This window comes from Streptomyces griseiscabiei (assembly GCF_020010925.1).
GTDB classification, from domain to species: Bacteria; Actinomycetota; Actinomycetes; order Streptomycetales; family Streptomycetaceae; genus Streptomyces; species Streptomyces griseiscabiei.
On the sequence record NZ_JAGJBZ010000001.1, the window covers coordinates 2,329,376 to 2,347,950 of the forward strand.

General features: G+C 73.0%; 12 protein-coding genes. 5 read left to right on the top strand and 7 right to left on the bottom strand.

From position 1 onward, the window contains the following. The first annotated feature begins 357 nt into the window (after window positions 1-357). A complete protein-coding gene (locus tag J8M51_RS10100) occupies window positions 358-1,854 on the top strand; it encodes an FAD-binding protein (protein WP_086760751.1) in 1,497 nt (498 codons plus the stop codon). 269 nt (window positions 1,855-2,123) lie between these two features. Then, entirely contained in the window at window positions 2,124-3,377 is a 1,254-nt protein-coding gene (locus J8M51_RS10105) for a PP2C family protein-serine/threonine phosphatase (RefSeq protein WP_086760753.1), read from the top strand. Between the two features lie 39 nt (window positions 3,378-3,416). Here J8M51_RS10105 and J8M51_RS10110 read toward each other — a convergent pair whose 3' ends face one another. The 5 genes from J8M51_RS10110 to J8M51_RS10130 form a co-directional block, all read right to left on the bottom strand. Continuing rightward, on the bottom strand, window positions 3,417-4,589 hold the full coding sequence (locus J8M51_RS10110) for a substrate-binding domain-containing protein (RefSeq protein WP_267299116.1): 1,173 nt from the start codon (window positions 4,587-4,589) through the stop codon (window positions 3,417-3,419). A gap of 122 nt (window positions 4,590-4,711) precedes the next feature. Then, window positions 4,712-5,815 (bottom strand): ABC transporter permease, encoded by a 1,104-nt coding sequence (locus J8M51_RS10115; protein ID WP_086763979.1) that lies wholly within the window; start codon window positions 5,813-5,815, stop codon window positions 4,712-4,714. Further along, window positions 5,812-7,419, bottom strand: a complete 1,608-nt coding sequence (locus tag J8M51_RS10120) for a sugar ABC transporter ATP-binding protein (protein WP_086763972.1) — start codon at window positions 7,417-7,419, stop codon at window positions 5,812-5,814. Before J8M51_RS10120 ends, J8M51_RS10115 begins: the two co-directional genes overlap by 4 nt. 146 nt (window positions 7,420-7,565) lie before the next feature. Continuing rightward, window positions 7,566-10,553: a SpoIIE family protein phosphatase gene (locus J8M51_RS10125; RefSeq protein WP_267299117.1), complete on the bottom strand. Its 2,988-nt coding sequence runs from the start codon at window positions 10,551-10,553 to the stop codon at window positions 7,566-7,568. A 186-nt stretch (window positions 10,554-10,739) separates the two neighbouring features. Next, window positions 10,740-11,717 carry a cyclase family protein gene (locus J8M51_RS10130; RefSeq protein ID WP_086759015.1) on the bottom strand — a complete coding sequence of 326 codons (978 nt, stop codon included), beginning with the start codon at window positions 11,715-11,717 and terminating at the stop codon, window positions 10,740-10,742. A gap of 200 nt (window positions 11,718-11,917) precedes the next feature. Between J8M51_RS10130 and J8M51_RS10135 the strand changes: the two genes are divergently transcribed. Continuing rightward, window positions 11,918-12,664, top strand: a complete 747-nt coding sequence (locus J8M51_RS10135; protein WP_086759014.1) for a DUF4142 domain-containing protein — start codon at window positions 11,918-11,920, stop codon at window positions 12,662-12,664. A gap of 109 nt (window positions 12,665-12,773) precedes the next feature. Here J8M51_RS10135 and J8M51_RS10140 read toward each other — a convergent pair whose 3' ends face one another. Continuing rightward, window positions 12,774-13,307, bottom strand: a complete 534-nt coding sequence (locus J8M51_RS10140; protein ID WP_086759012.1) for a MarR family winged helix-turn-helix transcriptional regulator — start codon at window positions 13,305-13,307, stop codon at window positions 12,774-12,776. 268 nt (window positions 13,308-13,575) lie between these two features. Between J8M51_RS10140 and J8M51_RS10145 the strand changes: the two genes are divergently transcribed. Next, entirely contained in the window at window positions 13,576-16,701 is a 3,126-nt protein-coding gene (locus J8M51_RS10145) for a beta-N-acetylglucosaminidase domain-containing protein (protein WP_086759011.1), read from the top strand. Between the two features lie 14 nt (window positions 16,702-16,715). Here J8M51_RS10145 and J8M51_RS10150 read toward each other — a convergent pair whose 3' ends face one another. Further along, on the bottom strand, window positions 16,716-17,504 hold the full coding sequence (locus J8M51_RS10150) for a sugar isomerase domain-containing protein (protein WP_086759009.1): 789 nt from the start codon (window positions 17,502-17,504) through the stop codon (window positions 16,716-16,718). A gap of 181 nt (window positions 17,505-17,685) precedes the next feature. On the opposite strand from J8M51_RS10150, the gene J8M51_RS10155 reads away from it, so the two are divergent. After that, window positions 17,686-18,570, top strand: a complete 885-nt coding sequence (locus J8M51_RS10155; RefSeq protein WP_086759007.1) for a MurR/RpiR family transcriptional regulator — start codon at window positions 17,686-17,688, stop codon at window positions 18,568-18,570. Window positions 18,571-18,575 lie beyond the last annotated feature (5 nt).

The following is an 18,575-nucleotide window of genomic DNA, read 5'->3' on the forward strand; positions in this document are numbered from 1 at the left end:
AACATCCCGTACACGACCCCGCGCCATGGCCGAATCCGACCGACCGACAGGTATCCGCTCCGGGGCGGTGCGTCAGCGCTCATCGGCCCTGATTCCAGCCACAGTTGGCGGTCCCGACCGTCGCGCGACGGCGTTCCGCGAGCCATGATGGGCCGTAAGCGGAACTTCGGGGGGAGAACGCTGTGGGAGGGGACCACCGACCCTGCTCCGGACTCGGGGCAGGGTATTCGTGCGCGCACGCACCACTGACGGTCGGCATCGGCCCGCACGGCTCGCCCAGCTGATCCCGCCCCAGGAGCACGACGAACCAGCGGCGGCGCGCCGACGCTCCGCCGCGTCCACATCACGGAGACTGGCATGTCACACCAAGCGCACGGAGCCGTCAACAGGCGTCAGTTCCTCACCCGGTTCGCGGCCGGGACCATCGCCCTCGTGGCCGGTTTCGACCTCGTCACCCGGCAGTGGGTGACCGAGGCCGCGGCGGCGGACAGCACGTCCTTCGCCGCGTCGCCGTCCCTCGACGGCAGCCTCGTCTTCGACGCTGCGTCCCTCACGGCGAACGGGCACGACCAGGGCAACATCGTGTTCAGAAGACCCAGCGCGGTGCTCCGGCCCGGTTCGGTCCAGGACATCAGAAAGATGGTCGGCTTCTGCGCCGACCACGGCATCGAGGTCGCACCGGCCGGCGCGCACCACGCGATGTACGGGCAGCCGCTCGTCAGCCGGGGCCTCGTCATCGAGATGCGGTCGCTGGACACCATCCACTCGATCGGCACGGACGGCGCCGACGTCGACGCCGGAGTGCTGTGGAAGGACCTGATCGTCGCCGCGTACGCGCAGGGCCTCACCCCGGCGTCCATCACCAGCTACCTCGGCACGACGGTCGGCGGGACCCTGTCCATCGGCGGCATCGGGATGATGTCCGCCTACCGGGCCGGGGCCCAGGTCGACCATGCCCGGCGGCTCCAGGTGGTCACCGGCGAGGGCCGGATGAAGTGGTGCTCCGACAGCCAGAACAGCGACCTGTTCGAGGCGGCGCTCGCCGGACTCGGGCAGTGCGGGGTGATCACCCGGGCGACCGTCGACCTGGTCCCGGCCAAGCAGTTGGCCCGTACGTACCGGATCGGGTACACCGACATCCCGACGTTCTTCCGGGACATCCGTGTCCTGGCGAACCGGGGCGAGTTCGACTCGCTCGGCAGCATCCCCCAGCCGGGCACCGCACAGCCCCTGACGCTGTGGGCGACCGTCTTCCACAACCCGGGCGAGACACCCGACGGATCGCACCTGCTGCGCGGGCTCAGCCCGGCGGCGGACTCGGCGGCCTTCGAAGACGCCCCCTACCTCGACTACATCTCCCTCGTCACGAACATGTACGACTCCTTCACGGCCAACCTGGACTGGGACGCGAAGGTCAAGCCCTGGTCGGACCTGTTCCTGCCGGACGGCGCCGTCGAGGAGTACGTCGAGTCGGTGTTCTCGTCACTGACCCCCGAGGACCTCGGGCCGACCGGCTTCGGCCTGGTCTTCCCGATGCTGCGGTCGAGCTACGGCCGGCCGCTGCTCAGGCTCCCCGACGACGGCAGCGGCCCCTGGGTCTGGCTCGTCAGCGTGCTGACCGACTCGGCGGCGTCCGGCCCCGACCCCGACTTCGCGGCACGGATGACCGCCCGCAACTACCGCTACTACCAGGACGCCGCCGCGGTCGGCGGCGTCCGCTACCCGCACGGCCCGTGCCCCTTCACGGCAGCCGACTGGCAGGCGCACTACGGCTCGATGTGGACGCAGTTCGCCTCGTGGAAGACCCAGTACGACCCGTGCGGCATCCTGACGCCCGGGCCGGGGATCTTCTGAGCCGCCGGTCCCCGGGCCGCGCCGCAGATCACGCGGCCCGGGGACCGCACGGCTTCACTCTTTCGGTCCCTCTCTCCGGCCGGGTGCGCCCGGCCGGAGAGAGGGCCGCAACGCGGCCGATGTCAGGTGGGGCGGGAGGGACAGGAGTCGTCCCCCGTGACGGTTCGCCGGAACCCGCGCCCCGATGCTGCGGATCCACCGGGTCCCGCGGCCGGTTCGCGCCTATCGTGGAACGGCACACCGACGCTCGGCGCCAAGGCAGGCTGGACATGAGGGAACCGCATATCGACTATGCGGAGGTGTTCCGGGCCCTGCCCGGCATGGTGGCGCTGCTCACGCCCGAACTGGTGTACGTCGACGCCAACGACGACTTCGCTCGGCTGGCCGGGCGCAGCCGGGAGCAGCTGCTGGGCCGGTACATCTTCGACGTCTTCCCCGAGAACCCGAACGAACCGGCCGCGGCCGGTATGCGGGAGACCCGGGAGTCGATGCTGCGCGCGGTGGCCACCGGCGAGCGCGACACGATGGCGCTGCTCCGGTACGACATCGAGGACCCCCAGCGCCCCGGCCTCTGGCAGGAGCACTACTGGAGCCCGGTCAACGCCCCCGTCCTCGGCCCGGACGGCAAGGTCGCCCTGATCATCCACCGGGTGGAGGAGGTCACCGAGCTCATCCGCGCCCGGGGCGGCCCCGGCGGGGACACCGGGGGCGCCCCCGGGGGCGACAGCCGGGCCCGGGTGCTGGAGGCCGAGCTGTACACCCGAGCCCGGGAGCTGCAGGAGGTCAACGAACGGCTGCGGACCGCCCACGCCCATGAGCGCGAGGTGGCGCTGGCGCTCCAGGCGGCGATGCTGCCCCCGCCCGGCCCGACCGCACCGCACGACGCGGCGGTCAGATACCGCCCGGCCATCGGCGCGCTGAACGTGTGCGGCGACTGGTACGACCTGGTCGGGCTGCCCGGCCAGGGCCTCGCGGTGGCCGTGGGCGACGTCGTGGGCCACGGTCTGGCGGCGGCCTGTGTCATGGGGCAGCTGCGCAGTGCGCTGAGCGGCGCCACCCGGGTCGCGGAGGGTCCGGCCCAGGCCCTGGAGGCCCTCGACCGCTACGCCCGCTCCGTGGAGGGCGCCGAGTCGACCACCTGTGTGACGACCTTCATCGACTGGGACAGCCACACCATCACCTACAGCTGCGCGGGCCATCCGCCGCCCGCGCTGGTGCACCCCGACGGCACCGTCACCTTCCTCGACGGCGCCACCGACCCGCCGCTCGCCGCCCGCCCCGTCGAGGCGGTCCGTCCCCAGATCCGGACGCCCTTCGTCGAGGACTCCACGCTGGTGCTGTACACGGACGGGTTGATCGAGCGCCGTACCGAGGGCATCGACACCGGTCTGGGGCGCCTCGCGGACTCCCTGGCCCACCACCGCAAGCAGGACCCCGAGACCCTGGCCGACGCCCTCCTCGCCGATCTGCTGCCGCCCTCCGGCAACACCGACGACACCGCGCTGATCGTCCTGCGGCTGTGACCGGCGGGGCCGGCCGAACCGCTGCGGGCCCGCAGGGACTCACTTGCCCCAGATCTTCCGGTACCCCTCCTCGTAGCCCGAGGGGTCCCAGCTCGTCGCGCCTTCGCTGTTGTCGGCCGTGCTGATGTGGACGGGGGCCACATAGCCGCTGGCCGGGCGGTCGGAGAAGGCGCGGTTGAACTCGTCGACGATCTGCCAGCCCTGCAGGGAGAGCGGTTCGGGGACCGTGGCCGCCTGGTACTGACCGCTGTTGACACGCTGGAAGGCCGAGGGGTCGCCGTCCCCCGCGCCGATGTTGAAGGGCGGTCCGGAGCCGTCCTTCCCGGCCGCGCGGAAGGCGGGCGCGGCGTCGGCGAAGTACAGGTCGTTGATGGCGACGGAGTGCGTCCAGCGGCTCTGGAAGCGGGAGAGCAGCGAGGAGACCTCGCGGGGGGTGCGGCTGGCGGCGTCGGAGATCGGGATGTTCTCGTACGACAGGAGGTCCACGCCCGCGCAGCCGGCGAGTTCCTCTCTGATCAGGTCGGACTTGTTCTTGGCGAAGGGGATCGAGGCGTCGGTGAAGATCACGACGCCGGCGTCGCCGCCCGAGGTCGAGATGACCCATTGGGCGCTGATCCTGGCCACGTCCTCGACCTGGGTGGTGACGTTGGTGAAGAGGGCGGGGCGCCTGCTGGGGCCGGGGGTGGCGACCGCGTGCCAGCCGATGAGGGGGATGCCCGCCCGCTCGGCGCGGGCGAGCTGCTGCGAGACCGAGTTGGGGTCGAAACCCCCGATGACGATGCCGGAGGGGCGGAGGGTCACGGCCTCGCTCATCGCCGCCTGGATTCCGGCGGGGGTGCCGCCGCCGTCGATCACCCGGACGTTCCATCCGATGACCCGCGCGGCCTCCCGAACGCCCTGGGCGGCGCCCGCGACTCCGGGGTTGGTCATGGTCTGGGCGACGTAGACGATGGTCCGGCCGGTCACGGCCTCGGGGCCGGTGCTGGGGCCGTTCCAGGGGACGTCGGTCCGCTCGGCCCGGCCGACGGCGGCCCTGGCCTCGGTGTACGCCTCGGGGCAGCCGCCCGTGCCCGTGCCGGTGGGGTCCGGCCCGCTCGACGACCCGCGTTCGCAGCCGGCGAGGAGGGCGGTGGTCACGGTCAGCGTCAGCAGGGCGGTCGCCGCGCACCGGGCCGGGGACGCGCCGGAGTGGGTCTTGCGGGTGTGGTGCACGGATGGCTCCTCGCGGAGGGACGAGCGGGAGAAGGCGGCCGGGACGCGGCGGCGGTGCGCGCGGTCGAGGTCACGTCGAGGTCATGTCGGGCTCTTGCGCCGTCTCCCGCCGCCGAGGCGGGTCATGCGGTGGCTCCGGCCGGTGGAGGCGGGTCGGGCGGTGGCTCCGACGGCACGGCGGGCGCGTCACGGGCCGAGAAGGCACCGGTGCGCATACGGCGACGGGCGGCCCAGCCGGCCAGCCCGACGGCGAGGAGCAGGGTGCCGCCGTGGAACAGGGGCACGGTCCAGAAGTCGGCGCCCAGCTGGGCGATGCCGGTGAGGCCGACGGCGAGGACGGCGACGGCGACGAGGGTGCCCAGGGCGTTGGGGCGGCCGGGTTTGATCGCGGTGGAGCCGAGGAGGGCGCCCACGAAGGCGGGCAGCAGATAGTCGAGGCCGACGCTCGGATTGCCGATCTGCTGCTGGGCCGCGAGCAGCACCCCGGCGAGGCCGACGATCAGGCCCGACGCGGCGAACGCGCAGACCGTGTACCTGCGGACGGGGATGCCCACCAGGTCGGCGGCGCGCGGGTTCGACCCGACGACGTACAGGTAGCGGCCGATCGGCAGCCGCTCCAGCACCAGCCAGAGGACGACGGCGAGCGCCAGCACGTAGAAGGCGGGGACCGGGAGGCCGAGGAACGTGGAGGTGTAGAGGTCGGTGAAGGCCGGCGGGAGACCCTGCGGGCCGGGGACGATCCGGCCGCCGTCGGTGATCCAGCCGGTCATGGCGAACATCATGCTGCCGGTGCCGAGGGTGGCGATGAAGGAGTCGATCCTGCCGAACTCGACGACGACGCCGTTGAGGACGCCGACGACCAGACCCCCGGCGGTCACGGCAAGACAGGCGAGCGGCCAGGGCCAGCCCTCCTCGACGATGAGGTACAGCACCATGACGTGGGCCAGCCCGAGGCCGTAGCCGATGGAGAGGTCGAACGCGCCGGTCACGATGGGGACCATGGCGGCGAGCGCGAGGACGGCCGGGATCGACTGGGTGGAGAGGATCGAGTCGAGGGTGTCCAGGGTGGGGAAGGTGCGCGGCAGGGCCAGGGAGAAGACCAGGACGAGCAGGGCGGTGAGGACGAGGAGGCCGTAGGCGCCGATGAAGTGTCCGCCGGACCGGGCACGCAGGCCGGGGCTCCGGGTGCGCCGGCGGTGCGGTGGCCGGGCGGGCGGGGCCGTCACGGGGTCGTCGCGGTGCCGGCGGGGGGCATGGCCGAGGCCGCCCGGGTCAGTCCCGCGACCGTGAGGGCCGGACCGCTCAGCTCGGCCGCCACCGCTCCCCGGACGAAGACCAGGGCCCGCCCGCACACCCCCGCGACCTCTTCGAAGTCGGTGGAGACGAGGAGGATCGCGAGGCCCCGGGCCCGCGCCTCGTCGAGCAGGCGGTGGAGGGCCGCCTTGGCGCCGATGTCCACGCTCGCCGTCGGTTCCTCAAGGACCAGCAGCCGCAGTCCGGTCCGCAGCCAGCGGCCGATGACGACCTTCTGCTGGTTGCCGCCGGACAGGGTGGCGAGGGGGGCCTCGCTGTCGGGGGGCCGCACCGAGAACCGTTCGATCAGGGCGGTCGCCTCGGCGCGTTCCCGGCGGGGCGCGATCCAGCGCGGTGCCGGACCGTCCCCGGCGCGCGGGTTGGCCAGCAGGTTCTCCCGGACGGTCAGGTCGGCGAGGCAGCTCTCCCGCTGCCGGTCGCCGGGGACGAGGGCGACCCCGTGGGCGACGGCGTCGGCGACGGTACGGGGGCGGTAGGGGACGCCGTCGAGGAGGGCCCGTCCGCCGAGGAGGGGCCGGGCGCCGGCGAGGGCCCGGCCCAGCTCCGTGTGTCCGGCACCGGAGAGTCCGACCAGGCCGACGGCCTCCCCGGCTCTCAGTTCCAGTCCGACCGGTCCCGCGCCGGAGGTCCGTACGCCGTCGAGGGCGAGGACCACCGGGCCGCCGGACCGGGCGACGGCGAGGCGGCGGGCCGCTGGTCCCGCGGTGGGGGGACCTAGGCCGGCAGGTGCGGTGGGGGGACCGGCCGGGCCGGCCGGTTCCTCACCGGTGATGTCGCGCACCAGGCGGAGGGGGTGGTGCCCGGCCGTGGAGCCGTGGCTGACGAGACGGCCGTCGCGCAGGACGGCGAAGGCGTCGGCGACCTCGTACACCTCGTCGAGGCGGTGACTGACGTAGAGGATGCCGTGGCCGCGGTCGCGCAGGGTGTGCAGGACGCGGAAGAGGCGGGCGCAGTCGGCGGCGGGGAGGCGGGCGGTCGGTTCGTCGAGGACGATGAGCCGCGCCCGGGTGGCCAGGGCGCGGGCGATCGCGACGAGGGACCGTTCGGCGGGGGCGAGCCGGGCCATCGGGGCGTCGGGATCGATCCGGCCGCCGACGAGCGCCAGGGCCTCGGTGCAGCGGTCCCGGGTGCGCCCCCAGGAGATGAGTCCGGCGCGGCGCGCGTACCCGGTGCTCAGGGCGATGTTCTCGGCGACCGTCATCCACTCCACGAGCCCGAGGTCCTGGTGGATGAAGGACATGAGGTGGGTGGTGGGGCGGCTCCCGAGCGGCTGTCCGGCCACGGTGATCAGGCCCGCGTCGGCGTGGTGGACACCGGCGAGGATCTTGATGAGGGTGGACTTTCCGGCGCCGTTGGGGCCGAGGAGCGCCAGCACGCTGCCCGCGTGGACGTCGAGGTCGACACCGGCCAGGGCGAGGGTGCCGCCGAATCGTTTGGTGAGGCCGCGGACACGGACCAGCGGTTCCGGCCCGCTGAGCGGGTCCGGCCGCGCCGAGGTGTCGTGAGCGTCGTGCACGGACGGCTCCGGGGGTCGGCCTGGCGAGTACTTCCCGAGTTCGGCTTGCGCCAGCGATGCTAACCGCCCATATCACTTCATTTACGGCATTTAGCCACCCACTGTGACCCCAACGGGTCAGTGCCCGGCACGCGGTACCGGTCCCGTCAGCCGCCGTCGAGCCCGCACTCGGCCCAGATGACCTTGCCCTCCGGGGTGTAGCGGGTGCCCCAGCTCTGGGAGAGCTGGGCGACTAGGAACAGACCTCGGCCGCCCTCGTCGGTGGTGGCCGCCCGCCGCAGATGCGGGGCGGTGCTGCTGGTGTCGGCGACCTCGCAGATCAGGGAGCGGTCGCGGAGCAGCCGTACCCGGATGGGACCGGTGCCGTGCCGGACGGCGTTGGTGACCAGTTCGCTGAGCATCAGCTCGGCGGCGAACGCGGCCTCGTCGAGCCCCCAGTCGGCCAGTTGCCGCATGGCGGCGGCGCGGACCTCGCTGACCCGGGCCGGGTCGGCGGGCAGCTCCCAGCTGGCGACGCGTCCCGGGTCGAGGGCGTGGGTGCGGGCGACGAGCAGGGCGATGTCGTCGCAGGGGTGGGCGGACGCCACGGTGTCCAGGACGACGCGGCAGGTCTCCTCCGGGGTGTGCTCGGGGTGGGCGAGGGCCGTGCGCAGCTGGTCGAGGACCACGTCGACGTCCCGTTCGCGGTCCTCGATGAGTCCGTCGGTGTAGAGGACCAGCCGGCTGCCCTCGGGCATGTGGATGTCGACGGATTCGAAGGGCAGGCCGCCGAGCCCGAGCGGGGGTCCCGCGGGCAGTTCGGGGAACGACACGGTGCCGTCGGGGTGGACCAGTGCGGGCGGCGGATGGCCGGCGCGGGCCAGGGTGCACTGCTGGGAGGTCGGGTCGTAGACGGCGTACAGACAGGTCGCGCCGATGATGCCGCCGCCGTCGGAGACGGGGTCCTCCCGGTCCAGCCGTCCCACGAGGTTGTCGAGGTGGGTGAGGACCTCGTCCGGCGGAAAGTCGAGCTCGGCGAAGCTGCGGGCGGCGGTGCGGACACGGCCCATGGTGGCGGCGGAGAGCATGCCGTGGCCGACGACGTCGCCGACGAAGAGGCCGACGCGGGTGCCGGAGAGCGGGATGACGTCGTACCAGTCGCCGCCGACGTCGGACTCGGCGGGCAGATAGCGGTGGGCGACCTCGACGGAGTCCTGGTCGGGGAGCCCTTGCGGGAGCAGGCTGCGCTGGAGGGCGAGGACCATGGTGCGTTCACGGGTGTAGCGGCGGGCGTTGTCGATGGACAGGGCGGCCCGGCTGGCGAGTTCACGGGCCAGCGAGCGGTCGTCGTCGCCGAAGGGGGCGGGGTCCTGGGCGCGGTAGAAGGCCGCCACGCCGAGGACGACGCCGCGGGCGACCAGGGGGACCGCGATGAGGGAGTGGACGTGGCTGAGCAGCCGGTCGGTGTGCTCGGGGTCCTGGGCGAGCCAGCCCGCCGCCGTCTTCAGGTCGGGCTCCAGCACCGCCTCCCCGCTGGTCAGCGAGCGCAGCTGGGGGACGTTCGGGCCGTAGTCGACCTGTTTGCCGACCGGGCTGAAGGGGAGGTCGTCGCGGATGCCGTGGACGACGGTGCGGCGCAGATCGCTGCGCGGGTCGGCGGCCTCCTCGCCGCGCAGCACGGGCTCGGCGAGGTCGATGGTGACGTAGTCGGCGAGGCGCGGCACGGCGGTCTCGGCGAGTTCCTGGGCGGTGCGGCGCACGTCCAGGGTGGTGCCGATCCTGGCGCTGGCCTCGGACAGCAGCTCCAGCCGGCGGCGCGCCGCCAGGGCGTAGGAGCCGACATGGGGCTCCCCCACCATCAGGAGGCCTCTCTCGGGGGGCGCGGAGTCGGGAGGGCCGTCCGGCGGGCCGCCGGGGGCGACCGGCCGTGGGCCTTCGGCGTGCGGGGCGACCGGCCGTGGGCCTTGAGCGTGCGGCGGGACGCCGTCGGGGGTGCGGGCACCGGCCCCGACGCCGTCGACGCCCGCGATGATCCTGCCGGGGGACTCGGCCTCGCGCAGATGACCGGGGGCCGGGACGGCCGGGAGCGGGCCGGTGGCCACGGCGAGGGGGCTTCCTCGGAAGTGCCGGGCGGCCCGGGTGTCGGTGGGCGCGAGGGGAAGCGCGGGCCCGGCGGGGACGCTCAGCAGCTGTCCGGCGGGCTGGGGGGCGGCCAGGGGCTCGTGCCGGGACAGGCCGGGCAGCACGGCTTCGACGGCGATCCCCTCCACTCCGGAGGCACTGGTCATCGGGCGGCTCACGAGGGTGACCCGGCGGCCGTCCGTCAGGGGGACGTCGACGGCGGCCCGCTGGGCGCGGGAGATCAGCTCGGCGGCCTTCTCCAGGAGGGTGGCCCGGTCCACCGGGCGCAGTCCGAGGGCCAGTTCGTCGACGCCGACGCCGTGCTGCGGGCCCGCGCCGGCCTCGGCCCCGGCGTCCAGGTACGCCCGCAGCAGGGAACGCTCGCGCACGGAGCTCTGGCCCAGCAGCCGCCGCTCGATGGCCGCGCCCGCCTTACGGATCACCGCGTCGAGGGCCGGGTTCTCGAAGCCGCGCGGATAGCCGAAGCACAGGACCCCTTCGATCCGGCCGCTGAGCGGGTCGCGCACGGGAAGCGCGCGGCAGGCGCTGGCCTGGGAGCGTTCGGCGAAGTGCTCGGCGCCGTAGACCCGGATCGGCCGGCGTTCCGCGAGGGCGAGACCGATGCCGTTGGTGCCGGCGAACCGCTCGGCGAAGACGAAGCCGGGGACGGTCTGGATGTCCGGGAGCCCGCCGGCCAGGGACGCGTCACCGAAGCGGCGTAGCAGCACGGTGCCGGCCGCGTCGGCGACGGAGATGTTCATCGCGCTGCCCGCGAACCTGGACTGCAGCCGGTCGAGCACCGGTACGGCGGCGCGGGCGATCCGGTCGTCCCGGTCGAAGTCGTCCCGGAAAGGGAGGTCGGACCGGTCCGGCGACAGCCCCAGGGACCGGCATCGCCGCCAGGAGCTGAGGATGGACGTGCGCACGCCCGTCTCCAACGGCTCACCCTGCAGAAACCGCTCACGGAAAAGCGTGGGGCCCGTGCCGTCTGTCGCACGTCCCGTGAGTATCGGCTCGTCGTCGGACCGCACCACGCTGGCCTCACTCGCGCCCTGGACAATCCGCTTATCGGAAATATCTGGCATTGACGAGGATACGGGCATCAGCAACACGAGTCACGGTTCGGGGGTTTCGTCACGCGCGGTAACCACGTCGGGGCGGACGCCCGGGAGCCCGGGGCGGGCGGCTGCGCGACGACCCGCGGACGGGGAACCCGGGCCTCACAGCACCGCGACCGGGTTGACGGGCGAGCCCGTCCCGCCCGGGACGTTCAGGGGGGCCACGACGAGCAGGAACGTGTGACGTCCCGCCTCGGCGGTCGCGTCGGCGAGCGCCTCCAGGTCGAGGTTGTCGAGCAGCGGCACACCCATCGCGGTCACCGCGAGGGCGTGCACCGGGGAGTGCACGCCCTCCACGGGCGAGGGCCGCACATCGCTGTCGCCGTCGCCGCCGAGCAGCGCGATGCCCCGTTCGGCCAGCAGGGGTACGGCGTCCACATGGAGGCCCGCGCTCGCCGTGTCGGGGTCCCAGGCGCCGAGTTCCCGGCGGCGGCGGACGTGCCCGGAGCGCAGCAGCACCGCGTCGCCCTCGCCGATCGTCACCCCGAGCGCCTCCTCGGCGGCGAGGAGGTCCCCGGCCCGCACCGCGCGCCCCGGCTCCAGCCAGGGGACGCCGAGGACGGCGGGCAGGTCGAGGAGCACACCCCTGGTGACGAGGGGGCCGAGTGCGGAGACCGCGCCGAAGCGGGCCCCGGCGGCGCCCACGGCATCGCGGGCCGGGCGGCCGTCGTAGAGCAGCCCCCGGTAGGCGATGTGGCTCAGGGCGTCGAGATGGGTGACGCCCTTGCCGTGGTAGTCGGCGGCGATGAAGTCCTTGTGGGTCGTGGGCTCCGGGCTCTCCACGTCCCCGAGGTCGGTCATGTGGTGCAGGGCGGGCTTGCGGTTGTCCGGGCCCGGCCGGGTGTTCCACGGCAGCGCCATCGGTACGACCGTCCCCGACCGCACGCTCCCCGCGGCCCGCCGCACATGCTCGGCGGTGACCCGGTTCCAGGCCCCGCGATCGGCCACCGCCCGGTCCCAGCGCCCCCACGCACGGACCGCCTCGAAGAGCGCGTCGAACTCGGCCCGGGAGACGGCGGGGCCGTTGTCGACACCCGGAGGCGGGCCGGGGGGCGGGACATCTGCGGGATTCGCGTTCATCCGTGCTCACCCTCACCGTTCGCGTTCGGTGCCGCATCAGGCAGGGGAACTGCCCGAAAAGCACCTTATGCCGCCCGCGACATCGGCACTTCCGCCGGGGAATTCGAGCACACTGCAAATTTTACCCAGCGCAATGATTCATTCGGCGATCCCGTCCGTACCCCCTGGCGACCGACTCCCCTGCCAGGAGGTTCCCTTTCATGCGTCGCACATGGAGCATCGGAACGATCTTCGTGAGCGGTGGTCTGCTGATGACCGTCGCCGCGCTCGCCTACCCCGCCATGGTCGGCGTCGAGAAGACCGTCGCCGGACCGGACCGGATCATCGCCAACACCCAGTACGGCCCCCTCACGGAGGCGGACCGGGACTTCGTCGTCAAGGTGCGTGCCGCCGGCCTGTGGGAGTACCCGCTCGGCGAGATGGCCATGGAGCGCGGTACGACGACGGAGATGAAGGAGGCCGGCAAGCACCTCGTCGTCGGGCACGCGGGCCTCGACGAGCTGTGCCGCAAGATCGCGCCCGAACTGGGCATCACCCTCAACAACCAGGCCAGCCCGCAACAGCAGCAGTTCGTGGCGACGGCCGATGCCGCCACCGGGAAGGAGTTCGACTCGACCGCGGTCACCATCATGCGGGTCACCCACGGCCAGATCTTCCCGACCATCGCCAAGATCCGTGCCAGCACCCGGAACACGATGGTGCGTCAGCTGGCGGACCTGGCCAACGACACCGTGCTCGACCACATCACCGTGCTGGAGAAGACCGGCCTGGTCAACCACGACCAGGTCAACTACCAGCAGACCAACCCGCCGAAGCTGCCCTCGGAACAGGCCACCCCGCCCGTGCCCCAGCCGGGGGCGCCGATGGTCGTCCTGACCCCCCGCCCGGATCTGAACATCAAGACCAGCGCCCCGTCACCCACCCCGCCGGGCGGCACGACGGAGTGAGGGGCCGGGGCCCGGCCGGCGGGACGTGACGGGCTCGGACCCGGCCGGGCAACGCGCCGCGATACGCCTCGGGTGATGCGCCTCGTGCGGTGTGCGTCGGCGGTGCGCCTCAGGCGCCCCGGCCCACCCAGGTGTCGACCCAGCCGAGGGGGTAGGTCTCCGTGTCGTCCGGCGCCGGGGCCACGGGCTCCCCGCCCGCCGCGTTGAACGCGGTCAACGCGTCGATGAGCGCCGCCCGTTGACGCGGCGCGAGGCGTTCGACGACCGTGGCGAGTTCGGTGCGCCGGCGGGCCATGACCTCCTCGACGGCACGCAGGCCCTCGTCGGTGAGCCGCAGCAGGGTCTCGCGGCGGTTGTCGGGATTGGTCTGCCGGTCGGCGAGCCCGGCGGCGATCAGCCGGTCGACCATGCGCATCGCGGTGGACGGGGCCACCTGGAGCTGGTCGGCGAGCACGACGAGCTTCGTGGCACCCCGCATGGACAGCACCACCAGCATCCGGAACTGCGGCAGCGTCACCCGCTCCCCGACGGCGGCGAGTGACCGTGCGGAGATCGCGACCAACAGCCGCGACGCGGTGAGCACCGCGCGCGTCACCTCATCGACGTCGTCCACGTCACTTGCCAGACCATCGCGTTCAGTCATGGTCCCTTTCTATCCCGCCGCCTCCTCCCGACCAGCAGCGGATCCGTACAGATTTTCCTTACCCATGACCGAACGCCCGGGCGGAGCGTCGAAGCCGACCGGCAGCGCGTGCCCTTCCACCGGCAGAGTCGCCCGCGGCATACGGTCCGGGGCGGTCCGGAGAGGGCTTGAGGAGGTGGACAGTAAACGCTTACCGCATTCGCTTGCCTCGCACCCCGCCCCGCACCGGACTCTTGAATGCTTGATTCAGCAGCTCTAGCCTCATCCGATGGCTTCAATCACCCCCCTTCCCCGGGGCCCCAGACGCCGCCGACTGCGCCGGGCCCTGCTGCTGGCCCTGGCCCTGAGCCTTCCCTCTCTCCCGTCGGCCGCCGCCGCACCGGCCGTCCCCACCGCACCCGCCGTCCCCGAGGTGTGGCCCACACCGCGGCACATCGAGGGCGGGCGCCATCAACTCACCGTTCCCGACCGGGTGGTGGAGGTGGTCGGGGAGAAGACCGACCCCGCCGCCCGCCGGGTCGTCGAGGCCGCGCTGCGGTCGGCCGGGGCCGACCGGATCGTCACCGTGCCGGCCGGGAAGCGCCCGCCCGCCGCCGGGCTCACCGTGTACGTCGGCGGGCCCGGTGAGAACCCGGCCACCGCGGGCGCTTTGAGGCGGCTGGGCGCCAAGTCGCCGTCCGGGCTGCCCCCGGAGGGGTACGTCCTGGCTTCCGGACGACAGCCGGGACACCCCGGACGCGCCCTGCTCGCCCTCTCCGGCACCGACACCACCGGCACCTTCTACGCCGCCCAGACCCTCCGCCAGCTCCTCACCGGCAGGCGCCTGCCCGAGGTGACCGTCCGCGACTGGCCCACGGCGAAGCTGCGCGGCACCATCGAGGGCTTCTACGGCACCCCGTGGACCCACGCCGAGCGGCTGAGCCAGCTCGACTTCTACGGCCGCACCAAGCAGAACGTGTACGTCTACTCCCCCAAGGACGACCCCTATCTGCGGGAGCGGTGGCGCGACGAGTACCCGGCCGCCCAGCTGGACCCGTTGCGCGAACTGGTCGACCGGGCCGCCGCCAACCACGTCCGCTTCACCTACGCCCTCTCCCCCGGCCTCTCGGTCTGCTACTCCTCCGGCGACGACATCACCGCGCTGGTCCGCAAGTTCGCCTCGCTGTACGACATCGGGGTGCGTTCCTTCGCGATCCCGCTGGACGACATCAGCTACACGAAGTGGAACTGCGCGGCGGACGAGGAGGAGTTCGGCACCGGGGGCGGGGCCGCCGGCGCCGCTCAGGCGCGGCTGCTGAACAGGGCGTGGGAGGAGTTCTCCGCCGGGCGCACCGGGCTCGACCCGCTGGAGATGGTCCCCACCGAGTACTCCGACCTCGCGGACACCCCGTACAAGAAGGCGCTGCGCGAGAAGCTGGACCCGGACACGGTGGTGGAGTGGACCGGGGTCGGGGTGATCGCGCCGACCATCACCGCCGCGCAGCTGCGGCAGGCGCGTGAGGTGTACGGGCATCCGATCCTGGTGTGGGACAACTACCCGGTCAACGACTACGTCACCAGCCGTCTGCTGCTCGGCCCGTACACGGGCCGCGAGGCCGGTGTGGCGCGTGAGTCGGTCGGTGTCACCGCCAACCCGATGGTCCAGGCGGAGGCGAGCAAGCTGGCGCTGTTCACGTCGGCGGCCTATCTGTGGAACGCGGACGCCTATGACCCCCGTGCCGCCTTCCTCGCCTCCGTCCGGGATCTGGCGGCGGGGCCGGGCGCCGCGAAATGGCTGCGGATCTTCGCCGAGAACAGCTACTCCTCCCAGCTCGACACCACCGAGTCCCCTACGCTCGGCAAACTCGTCGCCGCGTTCCAGAGGGCGTACGACGAGGACAACGGACTCGACCGGGCGGCCACCGCGCTGCGGTCGTACTTCACCGACATGGCCGCCACGCCCGCCGAGCTGCGGGCGCGTCTCGCCAACCCCGGGTTCCTGAAGGAGACTTCGCCCTGGCTGGACAAGACCGGCGCGTACGGCACCGCCGGACTGACCGCCGTGGATCTGCTGCTGGCGGGCAAGCGGGGTGACGCCGAGGCCGTGTCGACGTACTGGAACCGGCTGCGGGGCGAACGGAAGGCGCTGGACGCGATTCCGCAGCAGGTGTCGCCCGGGGTGATGGACCAGTTCCTCTACACGGCGATGCTCCGGCACGCCCCCGATCCCGGGGTCGACGCCTCCTTCGCGCCCGGCTCGCTCTCCCTGAAGCCCGGGGCCTCCAGGGCGGTGACCCTGCGTTTCTCCTCGGCCTCCGAGGCACGGACGGTCACCTGGAAGCTGGATGTGCCGGACGGGGTCACCGCCTCGCCGGGCGAGGGCAGCGTGACCGTTCCGGCCGGGGGCGATGTCTCGGCCGAGGTCACCCTGACCGGGGTCACCGAGGGCGTGCACTCTGTGGTGGTGTCCGGCTCGGGTGTCCTCGACCGGGCGATCCCGGTCCAGGTCACCGAGGGGAAGGGGGCGTCGAGGGCGCTGACGGCCAACTTCAGTGGCGCGTCGGTCAGTTCGATCGACCTCTCGTCCGGGAAGAGCACGGACGTCGCCGTGGGCGCCAACCCCGGTGAAGTGGTCGTGAGCGCGGACGGCCGGACCGCCTACGCCGCGAACCAGGGTTCCGACTCGGTCAGTGTCATCGACGTGTCGAGCGGCGAGGTCACCGGCACGGTGGGCGTGGGCCGGGTGCCCGCCGGGCTCGCGCTGACGCCGGACGGGGGCACGCTGTGGGTCGCCAACTACACGGACGGCACGGTGCAGCCGGTGGACACCGGCACCCTGAAGGCGGGCGCGGCCGTCACGGTGGGGGCGGGGCCGGAGAACATGGCGGTCACCCCGGACGGCCGGACGCTGTACGTGGCGAACATCCACGACAACACCGTCTCGCCCGTCGATCTGGGCACCGGGAAGGCCGGGGCGGCGATTCCGGTCGGCCCCCGTCCGTTCAATGTCGTCGCCGCGCCGGACGGGAGGACGGTGTACGTGTCCAACTCCGGCGGGTCGACGGTCACTCCGATCGACACCGCGAGCAACGACACCGAGCCGACGCTGCTCGTCTCCGGTCAGGCGTACGGGCTCGGGCTGTCACCGGACGGGCGGACGCTGTGGGTGAGCCCGAGCACCGGGGACTACGTCACACCGGTCGACACGGTGACCGGTGCGCCCGGTGAGCGGATCACCGTCGGCAGGTCCGCGTTCGACGTGGGCCTCGACTGGGACGGCGGCACGGCGTACGTGACCACGGCCGACGGGAACGGGCTGGTGCCGGTCGACACCGCGTCCGGGGCCGCCGGGGCGCCGCTGGCGACCGGCGCCTATCCGCTGGCGGTGGCGCTGACGCCCGTACCGATTCCCTAGACGTCCGGGGATGATCAGCTGGCGGTGCGCCGGATGCGTCCGGCGTACCGCTTCTCCAGTTCCAGGTTGCCCTCGAAGCCGCCGGGGACGTTGGCGGAGACATAGACCGGAGGGCGGTCGCCGGTGGCGAGGAGCTGGGCGCTGGCCTCGGCGATCGTCATCTGGACGAGCATGACGCCGGTCAGGGTGGACAGGGCGCAGACCGCGCCGCCGCCCGGCAGTTCCAGCAGGGCGTCGCCGCGCGGGGCCGCGTTGTCGAGGACGACGTCGGCGAGGTCGGCGAGCTTCTTGCCGCTGGGGTGGGTGGCGGGCACGGAGCGGGTGTGGGCGAGGGAGGTGATCGCGAGGAGGCGGTGGCCGCGTTCCTTGGCGTGCAGGGCCATCTCGACGATGACGTTGTTGACGCCGGAGTTGGAGATCACGACGAAGAGGTCCTGGGGACGGGGGCCGGCCAGCTCGTAGAGGCGGACTGCTATGCCGGGCTCGCGCTCCAGCAGCGGATCGTCGAGGCCGCTGGGGTGGTCGCCGCCGAAGAGGACGAGGTCGGCCATCTGGATCCGGTTGGTGGGCACGAAACCGCCGGCGCGCCCGGCGAGTTCCAGGACCATGGCCTGGGAGTGACCGGTGCCGAAGGCCTGGACGACGCCGTCCCGCCGGACGCAGTCGGCGATCAGCGCGGCGGCGGCGTCCACGTCGGCGCGCGCGGACTCGGTGAGGCGGTGCAGGACGGCCAGGCCCTCGCGCGCGAAAAGGTCGGCGCTCACGGGCTCGGTCACGGACTCGCTGGCGGACTCGACGGACACCTGAGACTCCCCACTGGTGGATTGAACCACCCCGTACACACCTATCAGTGAATCACTGAATCACAGGCGGCGCATGGAGGGCAATGGCGCAGTTCATCCGTGGGACCGCCCCGAGTGCGGGAGCAAAGCCCGGTCCTGGTATTCAGCCGCCGTGTCATCGGGTGGCTGATACCTTCTCTGCATGCCCTCGACCGATGTCACCACCCTGATCCGCACCGAGCTGCCCCGGCTGGCCGGCTCCCTGCGGAAGGTCGGCGAGCTGATCCTGGAGGATCCGGCCGCCGTCACCCACTGCTCGGCCGCCGAGCTGGGCCGTCGCACCGGCACCTCGCAGGCCACGGTCACCCGGTTCTGCCGGGCCATCGGCCTCGACTCGTACCAGCATCTGCTGATCGAGCTGGCCCAGGAGCGGGGCCGGGGCGAGTCCTCCGAGTGGGGCAACACCGAGATCGGGCCGGACATCTCCCCCGACGACAGCCTGGAGCGGGTCGTACAGGTGGTGGGCACCGCCGATCTGCGGGCCATCCAGCAGACGATCGACCGGATCGACCTGGACTCGGTCGAGCGCGCGGCGCAGGCCGTGGCCCGCGCGCGGCGCGTGGACGTGTACGGGGTCGGCGGCAGCGGCGCGGTCGCGCAGGAGACGGAGACCCGGCTGTTCCGCATCGGCTGCGCGGTGCGCGGCTGGACCGAGGTGCACGCGGCGACCACCTCGGCCGCGCTGCTCACCCCGGCGGACGTGGCGATCGGCATCTCCCACTCGGGCGCCACCCGGGAGGTGATCGAGCCGTTCGAGCTGGCCAAGGAGCGCGGTGCCACGACCGTCGCGCTGACCGCCGACCCCCGTTCGCCGCTGGCCCGCGCCGCCGACATCCGGCTGATCTCCTCCTCCTCGGAGACCAGCTTCCGCACCGGCAGCATCGGCGCCCGGCACTCCGTGCTGATGCTCATCGACTGCCTCTACGTCCGGGTCGGCCAGCTCTCCTACCAGCGGGCGAGCGCCTCGCTGGCGCTGACCGACCACATCGCGGGGGCACACGCGGTGAAGTCGCGGCGCCCGCGCTGACGAGG